The organism is Streptomyces sp. RPA4-2 (assembly GCF_012273515.2).
GTDB lineage: Bacteria > Actinomycetota > Actinomycetes > Streptomycetales > Streptomycetaceae > Streptomyces > Streptomyces kaempferi.
The window spans coordinates 7,221,770-7,239,798 of the sequence record NZ_CP050975.2 but is presented as its reverse complement, the minus strand read 5'-3'; the positions used below and the strand labels follow the sequence as shown (position 1 = coordinate 7,239,798).

The window sequence follows — 18,029 nt, the reverse complement described above, 5'->3', positions numbered from 1 at the left end:
CCGCTCCGGCGCACCACCCGTTCCCCCCGGTGCGGCGGGTGGCCCCGGTCAGTCCCGGTCAGTCCCGGTCAGTCTTCGTGGCCGAGCTGCAGATCGCGCTCCGTACGGCCCCCACCGGCCACTTGGAGCACGGTGGCCACCGGCGGGTAGCCGGCCGCGATGACGGTGTACTCGCCGGAGGACAGGTCGACGAAGCGGAACGTGCCGTCGGCGCCGGTGGTGAGGGTGTCCACGACGTTGCCCGCGGCGTCCAGGAGGGTCACGCGCGCGTCCTCCACGGGCCGTCCGCCGCCCGCCCGTACGGTGCCGCGCAGGACGGCGCCACCGGCGAGTTCGACGTCCTGGCGGGTCTCGCGGGAGGCCTGCACGCTGACCGGGAGCGCGGCCGGCCGGAAAGCGGGCGCGCTCCCGGCGAGGGTGTACTCGCCCGCCACCAACTCCGTGATGACATAGCCTCCTTCGCGCCCGCTGCGGGTGGTCGCCACCACTTCGCCGTGGACGTTGGTCAGCGTGACGGTGGCGTCGCGCACCGGGGTGCCGTCCGCGGTCAGCACGCTCCCGGCGAGGCGGCCGGCGCCGCCGAGCACGACGTCCAGTTCCACGGGACGCTCACCGATCGTCACGGAGACGGCCTGCGGCTGGTGTCCCCCGGCCGCGGCGATCAGGACGTACGACCCCGATCCGGGCGTGGACAGCGCGTACCGCCCGTCCTCACCGCTGGCGCCTCGCCCGATCTGCTGTCCGGCGATGTCGATGAGGGTGAGCGCGGCGCGTGGCACGACGGTTCCGTCGGGGTGCTGCACGGTTCCGCAGACGGGGATCCCGGCGGCGTACGTGGTGCGGGCCGGGGGACCTGGGTGAGGGGCACGGAATCGGTGTCGGCGGCGGGGGCGTTGTGGGACACCAGCGGTTTCTCCTTGAGGAAGAAGGCGATGAACAGGCCGAGGACGAGCACCGGCACGAGGTAGAGGAAGATCCGCGGCATGGCGTCCGCGTAGGCCGCGATGTAGGCGTCGCGCAGCGGTGCGGGCATCGCGTGGACGAGCTGCGGGGTCAGGGACTCGGGGTCCGGGAGGGCGCCGCCGGCCCGTGCCGGGACGCGTTCGGCGAGCGCGTCCGCGAGCCGGCTGGCGAACAGCGTGCCGAAGATCGCGGCGCCGACGCTGCCGCCGATCTGCCGGAAGTAGTTGTTGGCGCTGGTCGCGGTCCCGAGGTCGGCGGGCCGCACGGAGTTCTGGACGGCGAGGACCAGCACGGGCATCACCAGGCCGATGCCGGCGCCGAGGATCGCCATCCAGACGCTGTAGGCCAGCCGGGAGGTGTCGACCTCCAGCCGGGAGAGCAGCCACATGCCGAGCGCCGACAGGGCCCCGCCGAGCACCGGATAGATCTTGTAGCGGCCGGTGCGGCTGATGAGCTGGCCGGAGACGATCGAGGCGCCGACGATGCCGCCCATCATCGGGAGCATGAGCAGTCCGGACTCGGTGGCGCTGGCCCCGTCGACCATCTGCAGGAAGGTCGGCAGATAGCTGGCGGCGCCGAAGAGGGCGACGCCGACCACCAGGCCCACCAGCGCGGTGATGTTGAAGACACCGTCCCTGAACAGCCTTGGGGGGATCAGGGGTTCGGCGGCGAAGCGCTCGACGACGAAGAACAGGACGGCCGCGGCCAGGGCGCCCGCGCCGAGCCCGAGGATCACCCGGGACCCCCAGGCGTACTCCGTACCGCCCCAACTGGTCAGCAGGACGAGGCACGTCGAGGCGGCGGCGAGCAGCAGGATCCCGAGCACGTCGACCCGCCCCCGGCGGACGGGCTTCGGCAGTTTCAGGACGACGGTGACGACGGCCAGCGTGAGCAGGCCGAAGGGCACGTTGACGTAGAAGCACCAGCGCCAGGAGAGGTGGTCGGTGAAGTAGCCGCCCAGCAGCGGCCCGGCGACCGAGGCGAGACCGAACGCGGCACCGATCAGGCCCATGAAGCGGCCGCGTTCCCGGGGCGGCACGATGTCCGCGATGATCGCCTGTACGCCGATCATGAGGCCGCCCGCGCCGACGCCCTGGACCGCCCGGAAGGCGATCAGCTGGTCCATGGTCTGCGCGCGTCCGGCGAGTGCCGAACCGATCACGAAGGTCGCGATCGCGAACTGGAAGACGCCCTTGCGGCCGAAGAGGTCGCCGACCTTGCCGTAGACCGGGAGTCCGATGGTGGAGGTGAGCAGATAGGCGGTGATCGCCCAGGACATCTTGTCCAGGCCGTGCAGCTCACCGACGATCTTCGGCAGCGCGGTGGCGACGATCATCTGGTCCAGCGCGGCGAGCAGCAGCGCGAGCATGAGCCCGAGGAAGACGAGCCGTACCTGGCGTGGGCCCAGCCGGTCGGGGCCGGGGGCGCCGATCACCTCCGAAACGGCGGGCTGCGGGGGTGCGGCAGCCGGTTCGTCCTGTACCAGAGTGATGCCGCCCACGGTCCGTTCCCCTCGTCGCACCCACCGCACAATTCCCGCTTATCGCGACAACTGCGAGCAAGCGCGACGAGTTACGGCGTACCGTCGCGTCGCGAGGAGATGCACTCGAACCGGTGAGGGCGGCAACGCGCCCTGGAGGGTTGCCTCTTGGGGTCGCGGGGCGACGAAGGCCCTCCTCGGGGCTACTTCTCCGTCTCGGTGGCGAGCTTCTCGAGCACCAGGTCGTAGATCCGGCCGAGACCCTTGGGGGCGAAGGTCTTCTCGAAGAAGCCGCCGATGCCGCCCGCGCCGTTCCAGACGGTGCTGACGACGACCCGCGACTTGCCCTCGCCGGCCGGGGTGACCCGCCAGGTGGTGACCATGGAGGAGTTGCGGTCCTTCTCGACGAGCTCGCCGTCGGTGGGCTCGGTGACCTCGAGCAGGCAGTCGCGGACGCGCTTGCTGGTGGCCTGGAGCTTCCAGTGGACGAGGGTGCCCTCGCCGTCGCCGCCCTCGCGCACCTCGTACTCGCTGAAGTGTTCGGGCAGCAGTTTCGCGCGGGTGCCGGTGTAGTCGGCCAGGGCGTCGAACACCGCCTCCGCGTCCGCCGCGATGACCCGCTCCGTCGTGGCCTCGACCTGCGCCATGGCACTTCCTCCAGCACTTGGTGACTCGGGGTGTGCGGCAAGCCAACCACCACGCGGGCCACCCCCTCAAATCGGGAGTCCTCGCGGGGCGCGGGAGGGGCTCGCGGCGGGGGCGCGGAAGGGGTCCGCCACGGGGCCCGGGAAACCCGGTCGCACGATCAAGGGAACATGTGTTCTATTCTCTGCTCAGTGCTACCGAGGAGGCCTCATGCGCTGGGAGAACCTCACAGCGGACCCCGCCGGGGACCGCGCCCGAAACGCCGTGCTGTTCGGCGCGGACGCGGTGACCACCCGCACGTTCGACACCCCGGAGTTCCGCGGCGTCACGTTCCACGAGATCCGGGCCCGCTCGATCGTGAACCGGGTGCCGGGGGCCTCCCGCATGCCCTTCGAATGGACGGTCAACCCCTATCGGGGCTGCACGCACGCGTGTGTGTACTGCTTCGCGCGCAGGACGCACAGCTATCTGGACCTCGACACGGGCCTCGACTTCGACTCCCAGATCGTGGTCAAGGTCAACGCGCCGGACCTGCTCCGCCGCCACCTGGGCTCCCACCGCTGGCACGGCGAGCACATCGCGATGGGCACCAACGTCGACTGCTACCAGCGGGCCGAGGGCCGTTACCGGCTGATGCCGGGCATCATCGCCGCCCTGCGCGACCACGCGAACCCCTTCTCGATCCTGACGAAGGGCACGCTGATCCTGCGCGACCTCGACCTGCTGAAGCAGGCCTCCGAGGTCACCGACGTCGGCATCTCCGTCTCCGTGGGCTTCACCGACAGCGAGCTGTGGCGCACCGTGGAACCGGGGACCCCCGCGCCCGAACGCCGCCTGGACGTCGTCCGCACCCTGACGGACCACGGCATCGACTGCGGGGTCCTGATGGCCCCCGTGATCCCCTTCCTGGGTGACCACCCGGCCCAACTGCGCGCCACCGTGCGGGCGATCGCGGCTTCGGGGGCCACCTCGGTGACCCCGCTGGTACTGCATCTGCGGCCCGGCGCCCGCGAGTGGTTCATGGCCTGGCTGGAGCGCCATCACCCTTATCTCGTACGCCGTTACGAGCGGCTGTACGCGGAGGGGGCGTACGCCCCCAAGTGGTACCAGCGCCGGATCACCCGTCAGGTCCACGAGCTCGCCCAGGAGTACGGCATCGGTCCCGCGCGCGGGGGCGCGCCGCGCAGGATCGCCGCCCCCGCGGCCGCCGCACCCGAACCGGCCTCGGCCGAACCGACACAGCTCACGCTGCTCTGAACGGTGCCGCCGCGGCCGAGCGTTGCCCGCCCCGGCACTGGAGTTCGAACTCCCGCCTTTCGGCACCGCGCCGTCCGAAACCTCTGTGAGGTCATCCGAGCGCATCCCGCGACCCAATCGGGTCAAGTCTTGCCAGAACGGGTTCTTCTGGACTCCCACCCCGGGACGATGCGGCGAAGGCCGTGGCGTGCACGGCTCAAAATCCTCCGTCCTGGGAGGCGTTGTGAAGAAACGCGCAGCTGCTCTGTGCGGGGCCGCCGCCGTGGTGGCCGGGATGATCACGTCGATCCCCGCCGACGCGAGCGCCGGCTCCGCGACCGCACCGCGCACCGTCCGGACCGCCAAGCTCACCTGGAAGAAGTGCGGCACCACCACCTATCCGGCGCTCCAGTGCGCGTCGGTGAAGGTACCGCTGGACCACTCGAAGCCGGACGGCCGGCTCATCACGCTGGCGCTCTCACGCGTCCCGCACACCGCGAAGAAGTATCAGGGACCGCTCCTGGTGAACCCCGGCGGCCCCGGCGGCAGCGGGATCACGATGGCCGGATTCGTCGCCTCCACGCTGCCCAAGGCGGTGGCGGCGCAGTACGACGTCATCGGCTTCGACCCGCGCGGCGTGGGCGCGAGCCGGCCCGCGCTGGACTGCAGGCCCGGCCACTTCGCCCCGGTGCGGCCGGACACCGTGCCCAGCACCCCCGCGATCGAGAAGGCCAACCTCGACCGCGCCCGGGCCTTCGCGAAGGGGTGCGGCGAGAAGTACGCGAGCCTGCTGCCGTACATCGACACCATCAGCGCGGTCCGCGACATGGACTCGATCCGTGGCGCGCTCGGCGCCAAGAAGATCAACTACTTCGGGTACTCCTACGGCACCTACCTGGGCGCCGTCTACGCCAAGCTCTACCCGCAGCGCGTACGCCGGCTGGTGCTCGACTCGGTTGTCGACCCCACCGGCGTCTGGTACGAGGACAACATCGGGCAGGACTACGCCTTCAACGACCGCCATCTGGCCTTCCTGGCCTGGGTCGCCAAGCACGACGCTACGTACCGGCTCGGCACCGACCCGGCCAGGGTCGAGGCCAAGTGGTACGCGATGCGCAGGGCGCTCGCCCAGAAGCCCGCCGACAAGAAGGTGGGCGCCTCCGAACTGGAGGACACCTTCATCCCGGGCGGCTACTACAACGGCTACTGGCCCCGTCTCGCCGAGGCCTTCGCGGCGTACGCGAACAAGAAGGAGACGACCCCGCTCCTCGCGGCGTACAAGAAGATCGGCTCCAAGGACGCCTCGGACGGCAACGGCTACAGCATCTACACCGCGGTGCAGTGCCGTGACGTGTCCTGGCCGCGCGACTGGAACCAGTGGCGCAAGGACAACTGGGCCGCCTACGGCAAGGCGCCCTTCATGGTCTGGAACAACGCCTGGTACAACGCGCCGTGCGCGTTCTGGCCGACGAGCACACTGCGGCCGGTGGACATCTCCAACACGGCGCTGCCGCCGACCCTGGTCTTCCAGGCGACCGACGACGCGGCCACCCCGTACCAGGGCGGTGTGACGGTCCATCACCAGCTGCTCGGCTCCAGCCTGGTGGTCGAGCAGGGCGGCGGCAACCACGGCATCACGCTGAGCGGGAACGCCTGCCTGGACAAGTACCTGGCGACGTATCTCACCAACGGCAAGGTGCCGCGCGGCAGCGGTGAGGCCGACGCGGTGTGCGAGAAGCTGCCCGACCCGGAGCCGCTGAGCACCCGGGCGACGTCCGCCACCGCACAGGGTGCGACCCTGCACGGGCTGCTCGGCCCCCGCGGCTGAGCACACCCGAACGCCCGTCGGGGGCGTTGTCACACCCATGGTCCACCATGGACGCATGAGTGAACTGACCCGTATTCACGCCCCCGACGGAGTCGCCCCCGCCGCCGCGTACTCACATGTCGTCCTCGGCACGGGCCGCTTCGTGGCGGTCTCGGGACAGCTCGCCCTCGACGAGGACGGCAGGCTCGTCGGCGAGGGCGACCCGGCGGCCCAGGCCCGTCAGGTCTTCGAGAACCTGCGCCGCTGCCTGGCCGCCGCGGGCGCGACCTTCGACGACGTCGTCAAACTCACCTTCTTCGTCACGGACATGGCCCATATGCCGGCCGTCCGCGCCGCCCGGGACGCCCACATACCCGCGGACCGTCTGCCGCCCGCCTCCGCGGTCCAGGTCGCGGCCCTGGTCGGCCCCGAGTTCCTGATGGAGATCGAGGCGTACGCGGTGCTGGGCGGATGAGCGGCGTCCGGGTCCGGGACATGACCCTCGCGGACTGCGACCGGGTGTCGGAGATCCGCGTCCGCGGCTGGCGGGCCGCGTACAGGGGCCTGATGCCCCAGCCGTACCTCGACGCGCTCAGCACGGAGGAGGACGCGGCGCGGCGGCGCCGGCACTTCGGGCAGGGCGGCGGCGCGGTGGTGAACCTGGTCGCGGAACAGGCGGGCGAGGTGATCGGCTGGGCCTGTCACGGCCCGTACCGGGACGGCGAAGTCCGCGCCACGGACGCCGAGTTGTACGCGATCTACGTCGACCCCGACCGGACAGGGGCCGGGGTCGGGCGCGCACTGCTGCGGGAGGCGGCCGAGCGCTGTGCCACCGCCGGGTACGAGCGGATGCTGCTGTGGGTGCTCCAGGAGAACACGGGGGCGCGTGGGTTCTACGAGCACGCCGGATTCGGCCCGGACGGCGCCGAGGAGCCGTTCGAGGCGGGAGGTGTCGAAGTGCCCGAGGTCCGCTACGTCCGCGACCTCACCGATACCCGTACCCCTCCCCCCACCCCCGCCGATGCCGGGGCCGGCACCGCGGCTTCCGCGGTCTGACCCGGGGCTCCCTGGCGGGGCCTGCCGGAAAGCGGCTCCGCGGGAGTGGCACAGGGGCGCGCGCCGCCGCCCGGGGCGGGCGCGCGGCGGGCGGCAGGGCAGGCGTCACTCCGGCAGCCGCGCCAGCGCGCGCACCGCCTCCTCGGCGAGAACCGGATGCGCGAGCGCGTCATTCAGTACGGGTCCCGCGCGGTCGTCGCCCAGCGCGCCCAGCCCCTGCACGCAGGCGAGGGCGACCGCGCGGTACGGATCGTGCGGGCGCAGCCTGCGCCGCAGCGTGGTGATCAGCGCGGGTACGGCCTCGGGAGCGCGCAGCTCGACCAGCAGCCGCACCGGATGCAGCGCGTAGGCGACACGCAGTTCGTTGGTGGCCAGCGCGGCCGCCGCACGGGCCGTACGCGGATCGCCCAGCCGCGCGAGGGCGTGGGCCGCGGACGCGCAGCGCCGTGGCTCGCGGTGGTTGAGCAGCAGGACGAGCGCCTCGAAGGCCCGCCCGTCGCCGGCGATCCCGAGCCGGAAGGCTGCCAGCTCCCGCGCCCACAGCGGTTGTCCTGGTTCGGTGAGCGCCGCCGCCAGTACGTGGAGGTCCTCGGTCGCCACGAGTCGGTCGTACGCCGGCGAGGCCTCCGCCTCGATCCGTAAACGCTCCGTGAGTGATCGCAACTCCTCGTCCATGTCGCCGAGCCTAGATGCGGCTGTGGGACGTGGGGACCTACATCACGAACTCGGGGGCTGGCGCGCTCGTTACCGGCGGGTTAAGCTCAGACGAGCGAGTTACCCACTCGCGTTTTCCTCAGGGCGGCCTGGTGACGCAGCCGCCGTGAGAGCAGTCGGTTCGGTGCTTCAGGCACCGCAGTACGACACGGCTCCGGGACAGAGCCGGTCGGCTTCACCGTTCACCGGGTTAGCCCTCGCGGGCTTTCCGGCCCGGACGGCACCGGGCGTGTGCGCTCGTCAGCCCGGCAACACCCGCAATGCTCCGCACCCCGTGCGCTCCTCGGCGCACCCGTGTGCCCTCCTCAGTCGTCACCCTCATCTGGAGTCCCGCGATGGCCGCTCCCCAGTCCGACATCCCTCTGTCCCCTCTCAAGACCGTCGCCGTCGTCGGCCTCGGCACCATGGGCACCGGCATCGCCGAGGTCCTCGCCCGGGCCGGCCGCGACGTCGTCGGCATCGACATCAGCGAGGCCGCTGCCGTCCAGGCCGTCACCGCGCTCGAAGCCTCCACCGCCCGCGCCGTGCGGCGCGAACGCCTCACCGGGCAGGAGCGCGAGGACATCCTCGGCCGCTTCCGCACCTCCACCGACCTCACCGCCGCGGCCGACGCCGACCTGGTCATCGAGGTGACCCCGGAGTCGTACGACATCAAGCAGCAGGTCTTCCGCGCGCTGGACGGCATCGTGCGCCCGGACACCATCCTGGCCACCGGTACCAACGCCCTCTCCGTGACGCGTCTGGCCGCCGACTCGGCCCACCCCGAGCGCGTTCTCGGCCTGCACTTCTTCAATCCGGCGCCCGCGATGAAGCTCGTCGAGGTCGTCTCGTCGGTGCTGACCGCGCCAGTGGCGGTCAGCGCCGTCACCAACCTGGCCCTCGACCTCGGCAAGGAGCCCGTCGCGGTCGGCGACCGTCCCGGCTTCGTCGCCGACGGACTGCTGTTCGGCTACCTGAACCAGGCGGCCGCGATGTACGAGGCGAAGTACGCCTCCCGCGAGGACATCGACGCCGCCATGAAGCTCGGCTGCGGCCTGCCCATGGGTCCGCTCGCCCTGCTCGACCTGATCGGCGTCGACACGGCCCGCACGGTCCTTGAGGCCATGTACACCGAGTCCCGCGACCGGCTGCACGCACCCGCGCCCATCCTCAAGCAGCTCAGCGAGGCGGGCCTGACCGGACGGAAGTCGGGGCGCGGTTTCTACTCCTACGAGGCCCCCGGCAGCGCGAGCGTCGTGCGGGACGCGCTGACACCTCTCTCCGGCGGCCCCGGCACCCCCGGCCGTGCGGTGCGCTCGGTCGGCGTCGCGGGCTCCGGAACGATGGCGTCCGGCATCGCCGAGGTCTTCGCGAAGGCCGGGTACGAAGTCGTCCTGGCCGCCCGCAGCGAGGAGAAGGCACAGGCCGCCAAGGCCCGGATCGGCAAGTCGCTGGCACGGTCGGTCGACAAGGGCCGGATGACCGCCGAGGCCGCCGCGAGCACCCTGGACCTGATCACGCCGGCGGGTTCGTACGACTCCTTCGCCGAGGTCGATCTCGCCCTGGAGGCGGTGGCCGAGGATCTGGAGGTCAAGCAGCAGCTCTTCGCGGTGTTCGACAAGGTCTGCAAGCCCGGCGCGATCCTCGCGACCACCACCTCCTCGCTGCCCGTCGTGGCCTGCGCCCGTGCCACCTCGCGCCCGCAGGACGTGATCGGCATGCACTTCTTCAACCCGGCCCCGGCGATGAAGCTGGTCGAGGTGGTCCGGACCGTCCTGACCGCGGACGACGTGCACGGCACGGTCCGCGAGCTGTGCGAGAAGATCCGCAAGCACCCGGTGGACTGCGGCGACCGCGCCGGATTCATCGTGAACGCGCTGCTCTTCCCGTACCTGAACAACGCGATCAAGATGGTCCAGGAGCACTACGCGACGCTCGACGACATCGACGCCGCGATGAAACTGGGCGGCGGGTACCCGATGGGGCCCTTCGAACTCCTCGATGTGGTGGGCCTGGACGTCTCCCTGGCCATCGAGAAGGTGCTGCACCGGGAGTTCCGCGACCCGGGCCTCGCCCCGGCGCCGCTCCTGGAGCATCTGGTGGCCGCGGGCTGCCTCGGCCGCAAGACGGGGCGCGGCTTCCGCGAATATGCCCGCCGCTGAGCGTCCCGGCGACCGGTCCGTGGACAGCGCCGACTGGGGCGGACTGCTCGACCCGACCGGAAACCCCCCGCCCGTGGAGGGTGGGGGGATCCCCGGACTTGCACGTTCTCCTGCGCAGATGCAGTACGTTCGGGTCATGTCCCAGCCCGCCAAGTCCTCACGTACACCGGCCACGCCCGACGCACCGGAGAGTGCCGCGGGCAGTCGCGCCGCCGCGCAACGGCTCAAGATGCGACGGGAACTGGCGGCCTCGGCCATGGAGCTGTTCGCGACCAAGGGGTACGAGGCGACCACCGTCGACGAGATCGCGGCTCGGGCCGGGGTCGCCCGCCGCACATTCTTCCGCCACTTCCGTTCCAAGGAAGAGGCGATCTTCCCCGACCACGACGACACGTTGATCCGCGCCGAGGCGGTCCTCGACGCGGCGCCCGCGCACGAGCACCCGCTCGACACGGTGTGCCGCGGCATCAAGGAAGTCATGAAGATGTACGCGGCCCAGCCCGAGATCTCCGTCTCGCGCTACAAACTGACCCGTGAGGTGCCCACGCTGCGGGAGGCCGAGATCGCCTCCGTGGCCCGGTACGAGCGGCTCTTCACCCGCTACCTCCTCGGCCACTTCGACGAGCACGCCCACGACGACGACGCCAACGACGATCCGCTGCTCGCGGAGGTCGCCGCGTCCGCCGTGGTCACGGCGCACAACCACGTCCTGCGCCGCTGGCTGCGGGCCGGCGGCCAGGGGGACGTGGAGGCCCAGCTCGACCACGCCTTCTCCATCGTCCGCAGGACGTTCGGGACCGGGATCGGCGCCGGGCGGGACGCCGCGCCGCGCACGGCGCCCGCGTCCTCCTTCACGGAGGGGGACGTCCTGGTGACCGTGGCCCGGGTCGACGCCCCGCTCGACCAGGTGATGCGGACGATCGAGCAGGCGCTGCGCGACCGCCCGTAGGGCCTGCGGCAGGGGTCCCGGCGGAGGTCCGGCGGGCTTCCGCCAGCGACCCACCGACCCATTGACCCGTGATCCGTGGCTCCGTGATCCGTGACTCCGTCACCCGATCGGCGGAAGGCGGGAGCGGGAGCCGGGCCCGCGGCGCACGGCGGCCGACGCGGCGATCAGAGCCCCGGACCGGACCCGTGCCCCTTCCCCTCCCCGCCGGAACGCGGCTCCGCGGGCACCGCGTCGCCACCCTCCTCCGGGACGCTCCCCTCCCGGACACCCCCGGCCCGTTCGTGGCACTCCCAGCCCCTCCAGGGCACTTCCCGTGCCCCCCGGGCCGCTCTCCGCCCCCGCCGGACCACCATCCGGCCACCTCCCCACCGCTTCCCGGCGCTCGCCACCCCGCCCGTAAGCCTCTCCCCGCACCCCCTCCGAGCTGGGGTTTTGATCGATCATCGGGCAGTCTGATCGATCATCGCTCACGTGTTACGTAAAGATTTCACCTGAGCGCAACTCATGGCACTCCGTGCCTTGCCAGGTGGCACGGTGTGCCATACGTTGATGTTGTCCGGGCGGCCGGCGTGCAGAGATCCCTCGTACGCCGGCTGTCCCCGCACACCACTGGTGAGCGCGCCCGGACGCCTGCGTCACAGGCACCCTCCCGCGCCGACAAAGCGCTGCCACAGCACCACCTCCGCCGAACCGACGGCACACCCCTCACCTCAGCAGCACACCGACGTATCCCTCAGCGTCTCCCCTCGGACGCGTATCGCCGGAGGCAACACCGTGAAGGAAATCCTGGACGCGATCCAGTCGCCGGACTCCACGTCCGCCGACTTCGCCGCTCTTCCGCTCCCCGAGTCCTACCGTGCCATCACCGTGCACAAGGACGAGACGGAGATGTTCGCCGGGCTCAGCACCCGCGACAAGGACCCCCGCAAGTCGATCCACCTGGACGACGTGCCGGTGCCGGAGCTCGGGCCGGGCGAGGCACTGGTGGCCGTCATGGCCTCCTCGGTCAACTACAACTCCGTGTGGACCTCGATCTTCGAGCCGATGTCGACCTTCGGCTTCCTGGAGCGCTACGGCAAGCTCTCCGACCTCACCCGGCGCCACGACCTGCCGTACCACATCATCGGCTCCGACCTCGCGGGCGTGGTCCTGCGCACCGGCCCCGGCGTCAACGCCTGGAAGCCCGGCGACGAGGTCGTCGCGCACTGCCTCTCCGTCGAGCTGGAGTCCTCGGACGGCCACAACGACACGATGCTCGACCCCGAGCAGCGCATCTGGGGCTTCGAGACCAACTTCGGCGGTCTCGCCGAGATCGCCCTCGTCAAGTCCAACCAGCTGATGCCCAAGCCCGACCACCTGAGCTGGGAGGAGGCGGCGGCTCCCGGTCTCGTCAACTCCACCGCGTACCGCCAGCTGGTGTCGAAGAACGGCGCCGCGATGAAGCAGGGCGACAACGTCCTCATCTGGGGCGCGAGCGGCGGGCTCGGCTCGTACGCCACCCAGTTCGCGCTCGCCGGCGGCGCCAACCCCATCTGTGTCGTCAGCAGCGAGCAGAAGGCGGGCATCTGCCGCGCGATGGGCGCCGAGGCGATCATCGACCGCAACGCCGAGGGCTACACGTTCTGGAAGGACGAGCACACCCAGGACCCGAAGGAGTGGAAGCGCTTCGGCAAGCGCATCCGCGAGCTGACCGGCGGCGAGGACGTGGACATCGTCTTCGAGCACCCGGGCCGCGAGACCTTCGGCGCCTCCGTGTACGTCACCCGCAAGGGCGGCACCATCGTCACCTGCGCGTCGACCTCCGGCTACCACCACGAGTACGACAACCGCTACCTGTGGATGTCGCTGAAGCGGATCGTCGGCTCGCACTTCGCGAACTACCGCGAGGCCTGGGAGGCCAACCGGCTGGTCGCCAAGGGCAAGATCCACCCGACGCTCTCCAAGGTGTACTCCATGGAGGAGACCGGACAGGCCGCGTACGACGTGCACCGCAACCTCCATCAGGGCAAGGTCGGTGTGCTCACCCTGTCGCCCCGCGAGGGCCTGGGTGTGCGCGACGAGGAGAAGCGCGCGCAGCACATCGACGCCATCAACCGCTTCCGGAACGTCTGAGGTCCCCAGATGACAGAGCGTCAGCGTCAGAAGGACCGGCCGTGGCTCATGCGCACGTACGCCGGTCACTCCACGGCCGAGGCGTCCAACGAGTTGTACCGGCGCAACCTCGCCAAGGGCCAGACCGGCCTGTCGGTCGCGTTCGACCTGCCGACGCAGACCGGCTACGACCCCGACCACATCCTCGCCCGCGGCGAGGTCGGCCGGGTCGGGGTTCCGGTCTCGCACCTCGGTGACATGCGCCGGCTGTTCCAGGACATCCCCCTGGACCAGATGAACACCTCGATGACCATCAACGCCACCGCCATGTGGCTGCTGGCGCTCTATCAGGTCGTCGCCGAGGAGCAGGGTGTGGACATCACCACGCTCCAGGGGACGACACAGAACGACATCGTGAAGGAGTACCTCTCGCGGGGGACCCACGTCTTCCCGCCGGTGCCCTCACTCCGTCTGACGACGGACATGATCGCCTACACGGTCTCCCACATCCCCAAGTGGAACCCGATCAACATCTGCTCGTACCACCTCCAGGAGGCCGGTGCCACGCCGGTCCAGGAGATCGCGTACGCGATGTCGACGGCCATCGCGGTGCTCGACGCCGTCCGCGACTCGGGGCAGGTGCCCGCGGAGAAGTTCGGTGACGTCGTCGCCCGTATCTCCTTCTTCGTGAACGCGGGAGTCCGGTTCATCGAGGAGATGTGCAAGATGCGGGCGTTCAACCGCATCTGGGACGAGGTCACGCGCGAGCGGTACGGCATCCAGGACCCCAAGCAGCGCCGCTTCCGCTACGGCGTCCAGGTCAACTCCCTCGGTCTGACCGAGGCCCAGCCGGAGAACAACGTCCAGCGGATCGTGCTGGAGATGCTGGCCGTGACACTCTCGAAGGACGCACGCGCGCGTGCCGTGCAGCTTCCCGCCTGGAACGAGGCGCTGGGCCTGCCCCGGCCCTGGGACCAGCAGTGGTCGCTGCGCATCCAGCAGGTACTGGCCCACGAGAGCGACCTGCTGGAGTACGAGGACATCTTCGAGGGCTCGCACGTCATCGAGGCCAAGGTGGCCTCCCTGGTGGAGGAGTCGCTCACCGAGATGGACCGGATCGACGAGATGGGCGGAGCGATGGCCGCCGTCGAGTCCGGCTATCTCAAGTCGCAGCTCGTCTCCTCGCACGCCGAGCGCCGGGCCCGGATCGAGGGCGGCGCCGAGAAGATCGTCGGCGTCAACATCTACGAGTCGACGGAGCCCAACCCGCTGACCGCCGATCTGGACGCGGCGATCCAGACGGTCGACCCTGCCGTCGAGGCCCGTGTCGTCGCCGCGCTCCAGCAGTGGCGTGACACCCGCTACCAGCCGCCGTTCAACCACCCGCGCCCCTGCAAGGCGCTGGAGCGGCTGAAGGAGGCGGCCAAGGGCACCGACAACCTCATGGAGGCCACCCTGGAGTGCGCCCGCGCCGGGGTCACGACCGGCGAGTGGTCCGAGGCCCTGCGCGAGGTCTTCGGCGAGTTCCGCGCACCCACCGGCGTCTCCTCGGCGCCCGTCGCGGTCACCGCCGAGGAGGGCACCGCGATGGCACTGGTGCGCCACCGGGTCGAGGAGACCGCCCGCGACCTCGGTGTGGGCAAGCTCCGGTTCCTGGTGGGCAAGCCGGGTCTGGACGGGCACTCCAACGGCGCCGAGCAGATCGCCGTACGGGCCCGCGACGCCGGGTTCGAGGTGGTCTACCAGGGCATCAGGCTGACGCCCGAGCAGATCGTGGACGCCTCGATCGCCGAGGACGTGCACGCCGTCGGCCTGTCCATCCTGTCCGGCTCGCACGCCCAACTGGTGCCGGACGTGCTGGAACGGCTGCGCGAGGCCGGCGCGGCCGACATCCCGGTGATCGCCGGCGGGATCATCCCGAACGCCGACGCCGAACAGCTGCGCGCCGCCGGAGTGGCCGCGGTGTTCACCCCGAAGGACTTCGACATCACGGGAATCATCGGCCGTATCGTCGACGAGATCCGGAAAGCGAACAAGCTCGACCCCCTGGAGGTCCCCGCATGACCACGCCCGTCAACCGCCTTCGTCCCCGGCGATCCTGCCTGGCGGTGCCCGGCTCGAACCCGCGCTTCCTGGAGAAGGCCCAGGGCCTCCCCGCGGACCAGGTCTTCCTGGACCTGGAGGACGCCTGCGCCCCGCTGGCCAAGCCCGACGCGCGGCACACCATCGTGAAGTTCCTCAACGAGGGCGACTGGACCGGCAAGGCGCGGGTCGTACGGGTGAACGACTGGACGACGCACTGGACCTACCGCGATGTCGTCACGGTGGTCGAGGGCGCGGGCCAGAACCTCGACTGCATCATGCTGCCGAAGGTCCAGGACGCCCAGCAGGTGGTGGCCCTCGACCTCCTGCTGACCCAGATCGAGAAGACGATGGGCTTCGAGGTCGGGAAGATCGGCATCGAGGCGCAGATCGAGAACGCGAAGGGCCTGGTGAACGTCGACGAGATCGCCGCCGCCTCGCCGCGCGTGGAGACCATCATCTTCGGCCCGGCCGACTTCATGGCGTCGATCAACATGAAGTCGCTCGTCGTCGGCGAGCAGCCCCCGGGGTACCCGGCGGACGCGTACCACTACATCCTGATGCGCATCCTGATGGCCGCGCGGACGCACGACCTCCAGGCGATCGACGGCCCCTACCTGCAGATCCGCAACCAGGAGGGCTACCGCGAGGTCGCCGGGCGCGCCGCCGCCCTCGGTTTCGACGGCAAGTGGGTGCTGCACCCGGACCAGGTCGCCGCGGCCAACGAGATCTTCTCGCCCTCGCAGGAGGACTTCGACCACGCCGAGCTGATTCTCGACGCATACGAGTACTACACGTCCGAGGCGGGCGGCAAGAAGGGCTCCGCGATGCTCGGTGACGAGATGATCGACGAGGCCAGCCGCAAGATGGCACTGGTGATCTCCGGCAAGGGCCGGGCGGCCGGCATGCGCCGCACCAGCAAGTTCGAAGCTCCGGAGGCCTGAGCACCATGCAGTTCGGACGCACGTACGAAGAGTTCGAGGTCGGCGCGGTCTACAAGCACTGGCCCGGCAAGACGGTCACCGAGTACGACGACCACCTCTTCTGTCTTCTGACCATGAACCACCACCCCCTCCACATGGACACGAACTATGCGGAGAGGACGACCGACTTCGGCCGGAACGTCGTCGTGGGCAACTACATCTACTCGCTGCTGCTCGGCATGTCGGTCCCCGACGTGTCCGGGAAGGCGATCGCGAACCTGGAGATCGAGTCGCTCAAGCACGTGGCGCCGACCTTCCACGGCGACACCCTCTACGGCGAGACGACCGTCCTCGACAAGACGCCCTCCCGGAGCAAGAACGACCGCGGGATCGTCCATGTCGAGACCAGGGGCTACAAGCAGGACGGCACGCTGGTCTGCGTGTTCCGCCGCAAGGTGATGGTCCCCACCGAGACGTACATCAAGGAGCGCGGCGGCGAGCAGCCCGGCCGCCCGGAGCCGACCGCACCCGCGGAGAAGAAGACGGAGAAGTAGCCATGGCGCGACTCGCCCAGACCGCCGGTCTGACCGACGTCCAGCAGGAGATCCTCTCCACGGTCCGCGACTTCGTGGACAAGGAGATCATCCCGGTCGCCACCGAGCTGGAGCACCGCGACGAGTACCCCCAGCAGATCGTCGACGGCCTGAAGGAACTGGGCCTGTTCGGCCTGATGATCCCCGAGGAGTACGGGGGTCTGGGCGAGTCGCTCCTCACGTACGCGCTCTGCGTCGAGGAGATCGCCCGTGGCTGGATGTCGGTGTCCGGCATCATCAACACGCACTTCATCGTGGCGTACATGATCAAGCAGCACGGCACCCAGGAGCAGAAGGAACACTTCCTGCCCCGGATGGCGCTGGGCGAGGTGCGTGGCGCGTTCTCGATGTCGGAGCCGGCGCTCGGCTCGGACGTGTCGGCGATCTCGTCCAAGGCGGTCCGGGACGGCGACGAGTACGTCCTGAACGGTCAGAAGATGTGGCTGACGAACGGCGGCTCGTCGACCCTGGTGGCCGTGCTCGTGCGCAGCGACGAGGGTCACCCCGAGGGCACGGCGCCGCACAAGTCGATGACGACCTTCCTGGTCGAGAAGGAGCCCGGCTTCGGCGAGGTCCGCCCCGGTCTCACGATCCCCGGGAAGATCGACAAGATGGGCTACAAGGGTGTCGACACCACCGAGCTCATCATGGACGGATTGCGCGTTCCGGCCAATCGGGTGCTCGGCGGCGCCACCGGCCGAGGGTTTTACCAAATGATGGACGGAGTGGAGGTCGGCCGCGTGAACGTGGCGGCCCGTGGCTGCGGTGTCGCTCAGCGTGCCTTCGAGCTCGGTGTCTCGTATGCCCAGCAGCGTCACACTTTCGGCAAGCCGATCGCGCAGCATCAGGCCATCCAGTTCAAGCTGGCCGAGATGGCCACCAAGGTCGAGGCCGCCCATGCGATGATGGTGAACGCGGCACGCAAAAAGGACTCCGGGGAACGAAACGACCTCGAAGCGGGGATGGCGAAGTACCTCGCGTCCGAATACTGCAAAGAAGTCGTCGAGGACGCCTTCCGGATCCACGGCGGCTACGGCTTCTCCAAGGAGTACGAGATCGAGCGTCTCTACCGTGAGGCACCGATGCTGCTGATCGGTGAAGGTACCGCCGAAATCCAGAAAATGATCATCGGGCGCCGACTGCTCGAAGAGTATCGACTCCAGGGCTAGCCGGGGTTGGATGTCCTGGTTCGGGGTGTTTTCTTCGAGAAGAAGATCACACCCCGTCAACACTCTTCGGCCGCCGACTCGGCTTCCTGGCTTGCCCAGTTGTGGCCCACGACCGGTACGATCCCGGGAAAGCCGCCGTCCCCCGTTCCAGCGCGGCATCATCCGCTACGAAGGTCATCC

13 protein-coding genes and 1 pseudogene are annotated in these 18,029 nt (G+C 70.1%); 11 read left to right on the top strand and 3 right to left on the bottom strand.

Annotated features, from left to right (window positions below; genetic code table 11):
- Positions 1-68: 68 nt before the first annotated feature.
- Together HEP85_RS31605 and HEP85_RS31600 are read right to left on the bottom strand one after the other, a co-directional pair.
- Positions 69-2,464: pseudogene (locus tag HEP85_RS31605) on the bottom strand (MFS transporter).
- A gap of 182 nt (positions 2,465-2,646) precedes the next feature.
- Positions 2,647-3,090, bottom strand: coding sequence for an SRPBCC family protein (locus HEP85_RS31600; RefSeq protein ID WP_168530923.1), 444 nt, complete (start codon positions 3,088-3,090; stop codon positions 2,647-2,649).
- A gap of 208 nt (positions 3,091-3,298) precedes the next feature.
- Between HEP85_RS31600 and HEP85_RS31595 the strand changes: the two genes are divergently transcribed.
- From HEP85_RS31595 to HEP85_RS31580, 4 genes are all read left to right on the top strand, one after another.
- Entirely contained in the window at positions 3,299-4,345 is a 1,047-nt protein-coding gene (locus HEP85_RS31595; RefSeq protein WP_168530922.1) for an Rv2578c family radical SAM protein, read from the top strand.
- A 223-nt stretch (positions 4,346-4,568) separates the two neighbouring features.
- On the top strand, positions 4,569-6,152 hold the full coding sequence (locus HEP85_RS31590; protein ID WP_168530921.1) for an alpha/beta hydrolase: 1,584 nt from the start codon (positions 4,569-4,571) through the stop codon (positions 6,150-6,152).
- A gap of 55 nt (positions 6,153-6,207) precedes the next feature.
- Entirely contained in the window at positions 6,208-6,606 is a 399-nt protein-coding gene (locus HEP85_RS31585; protein WP_168530920.1) for a RidA family protein, read from the top strand.
- Positions 6,603-7,187, top strand: coding sequence for a GNAT family N-acetyltransferase (locus tag HEP85_RS31580; RefSeq protein ID WP_168530919.1), 585 nt, complete (start codon positions 6,603-6,605; stop codon positions 7,185-7,187). The genes HEP85_RS31585 and HEP85_RS31580 overlap by 4 nt, the downstream gene beginning before the upstream one ends.
- Before the next feature lie 105 nt (positions 7,188-7,292).
- On the opposite strand, the gene HEP85_RS31575 is transcribed toward HEP85_RS31580, so the two are convergent.
- Positions 7,293-7,862 (bottom strand): adenylosuccinate lyase, encoded by a 570-nt coding sequence (locus tag HEP85_RS31575; protein ID WP_168530918.1) that lies wholly within the window; start codon positions 7,860-7,862, stop codon positions 7,293-7,295.
- A 374-nt stretch (positions 7,863-8,236) separates the two neighbouring features.
- On the opposite strand from HEP85_RS31575, the gene HEP85_RS31570 reads away from it, so the two are divergent.
- The 7 genes from HEP85_RS31570 (at position 8,237) to HEP85_RS31540 (ending at position 17,849) form a co-directional block, all read left to right on the top strand.
- Positions 8,237-10,042 carry a 3-hydroxyacyl-CoA dehydrogenase family protein gene (locus HEP85_RS31570; protein WP_168530917.1) on the top strand — a complete coding sequence of 602 codons (1,806 nt, stop codon included), beginning with the start codon at positions 8,237-8,239 and terminating at the stop codon, positions 10,040-10,042.
- Positions 10,043-10,178: 136 nt separating this feature from the next.
- Positions 10,179-10,991 (top strand): TetR family transcriptional regulator, encoded by an 813-nt coding sequence (locus HEP85_RS31565; protein ID WP_248002140.1) that lies wholly within the window; start codon positions 10,179-10,181, stop codon positions 10,989-10,991.
- Between the two features lie 774 nt (positions 10,992-11,765).
- A complete protein-coding gene (gene ccrA / locus HEP85_RS31560; RefSeq protein WP_168530915.1) occupies positions 11,766-13,103 on the top strand; it encodes a crotonyl-CoA carboxylase/reductase in 1,338 nt (445 codons plus the stop codon).
- 9 nt (positions 13,104-13,112) lie between these two features.
- Complete coding sequence (locus tag HEP85_RS31555; RefSeq protein ID WP_168530914.1) at positions 13,113-15,146, top strand: protein meaA; 2,034 nt, start codon at positions 13,113-13,115, stop codon at positions 15,144-15,146.
- A complete protein-coding gene (locus HEP85_RS31550) occupies positions 15,143-16,108 on the top strand; it encodes a CoA ester lyase (RefSeq protein ID WP_168530913.1) in 966 nt (321 codons plus the stop codon). Before HEP85_RS31555 ends, HEP85_RS31550 begins: the two co-directional genes overlap by 4 nt.
- A gap of 5 nt (positions 16,109-16,113) precedes the next feature.
- The gene (locus tag HEP85_RS31545) at positions 16,114-16,641 is read left to right on the top strand and encodes a MaoC family dehydratase (protein ID WP_168530912.1); all 528 of its coding nucleotides are present in this window, start codon (positions 16,114-16,116) and stop codon (positions 16,639-16,641) included.
- Positions 16,642-16,643: 2 nt separating this feature from the next.
- Entirely contained in the window at positions 16,644-17,849 is a 1,206-nt protein-coding gene (locus HEP85_RS31540) for an acyl-CoA dehydrogenase family protein (RefSeq protein WP_168530911.1), read from the top strand.
- The last annotated feature ends 180 nt before the right edge of the window (positions 17,850-18,029 follow it).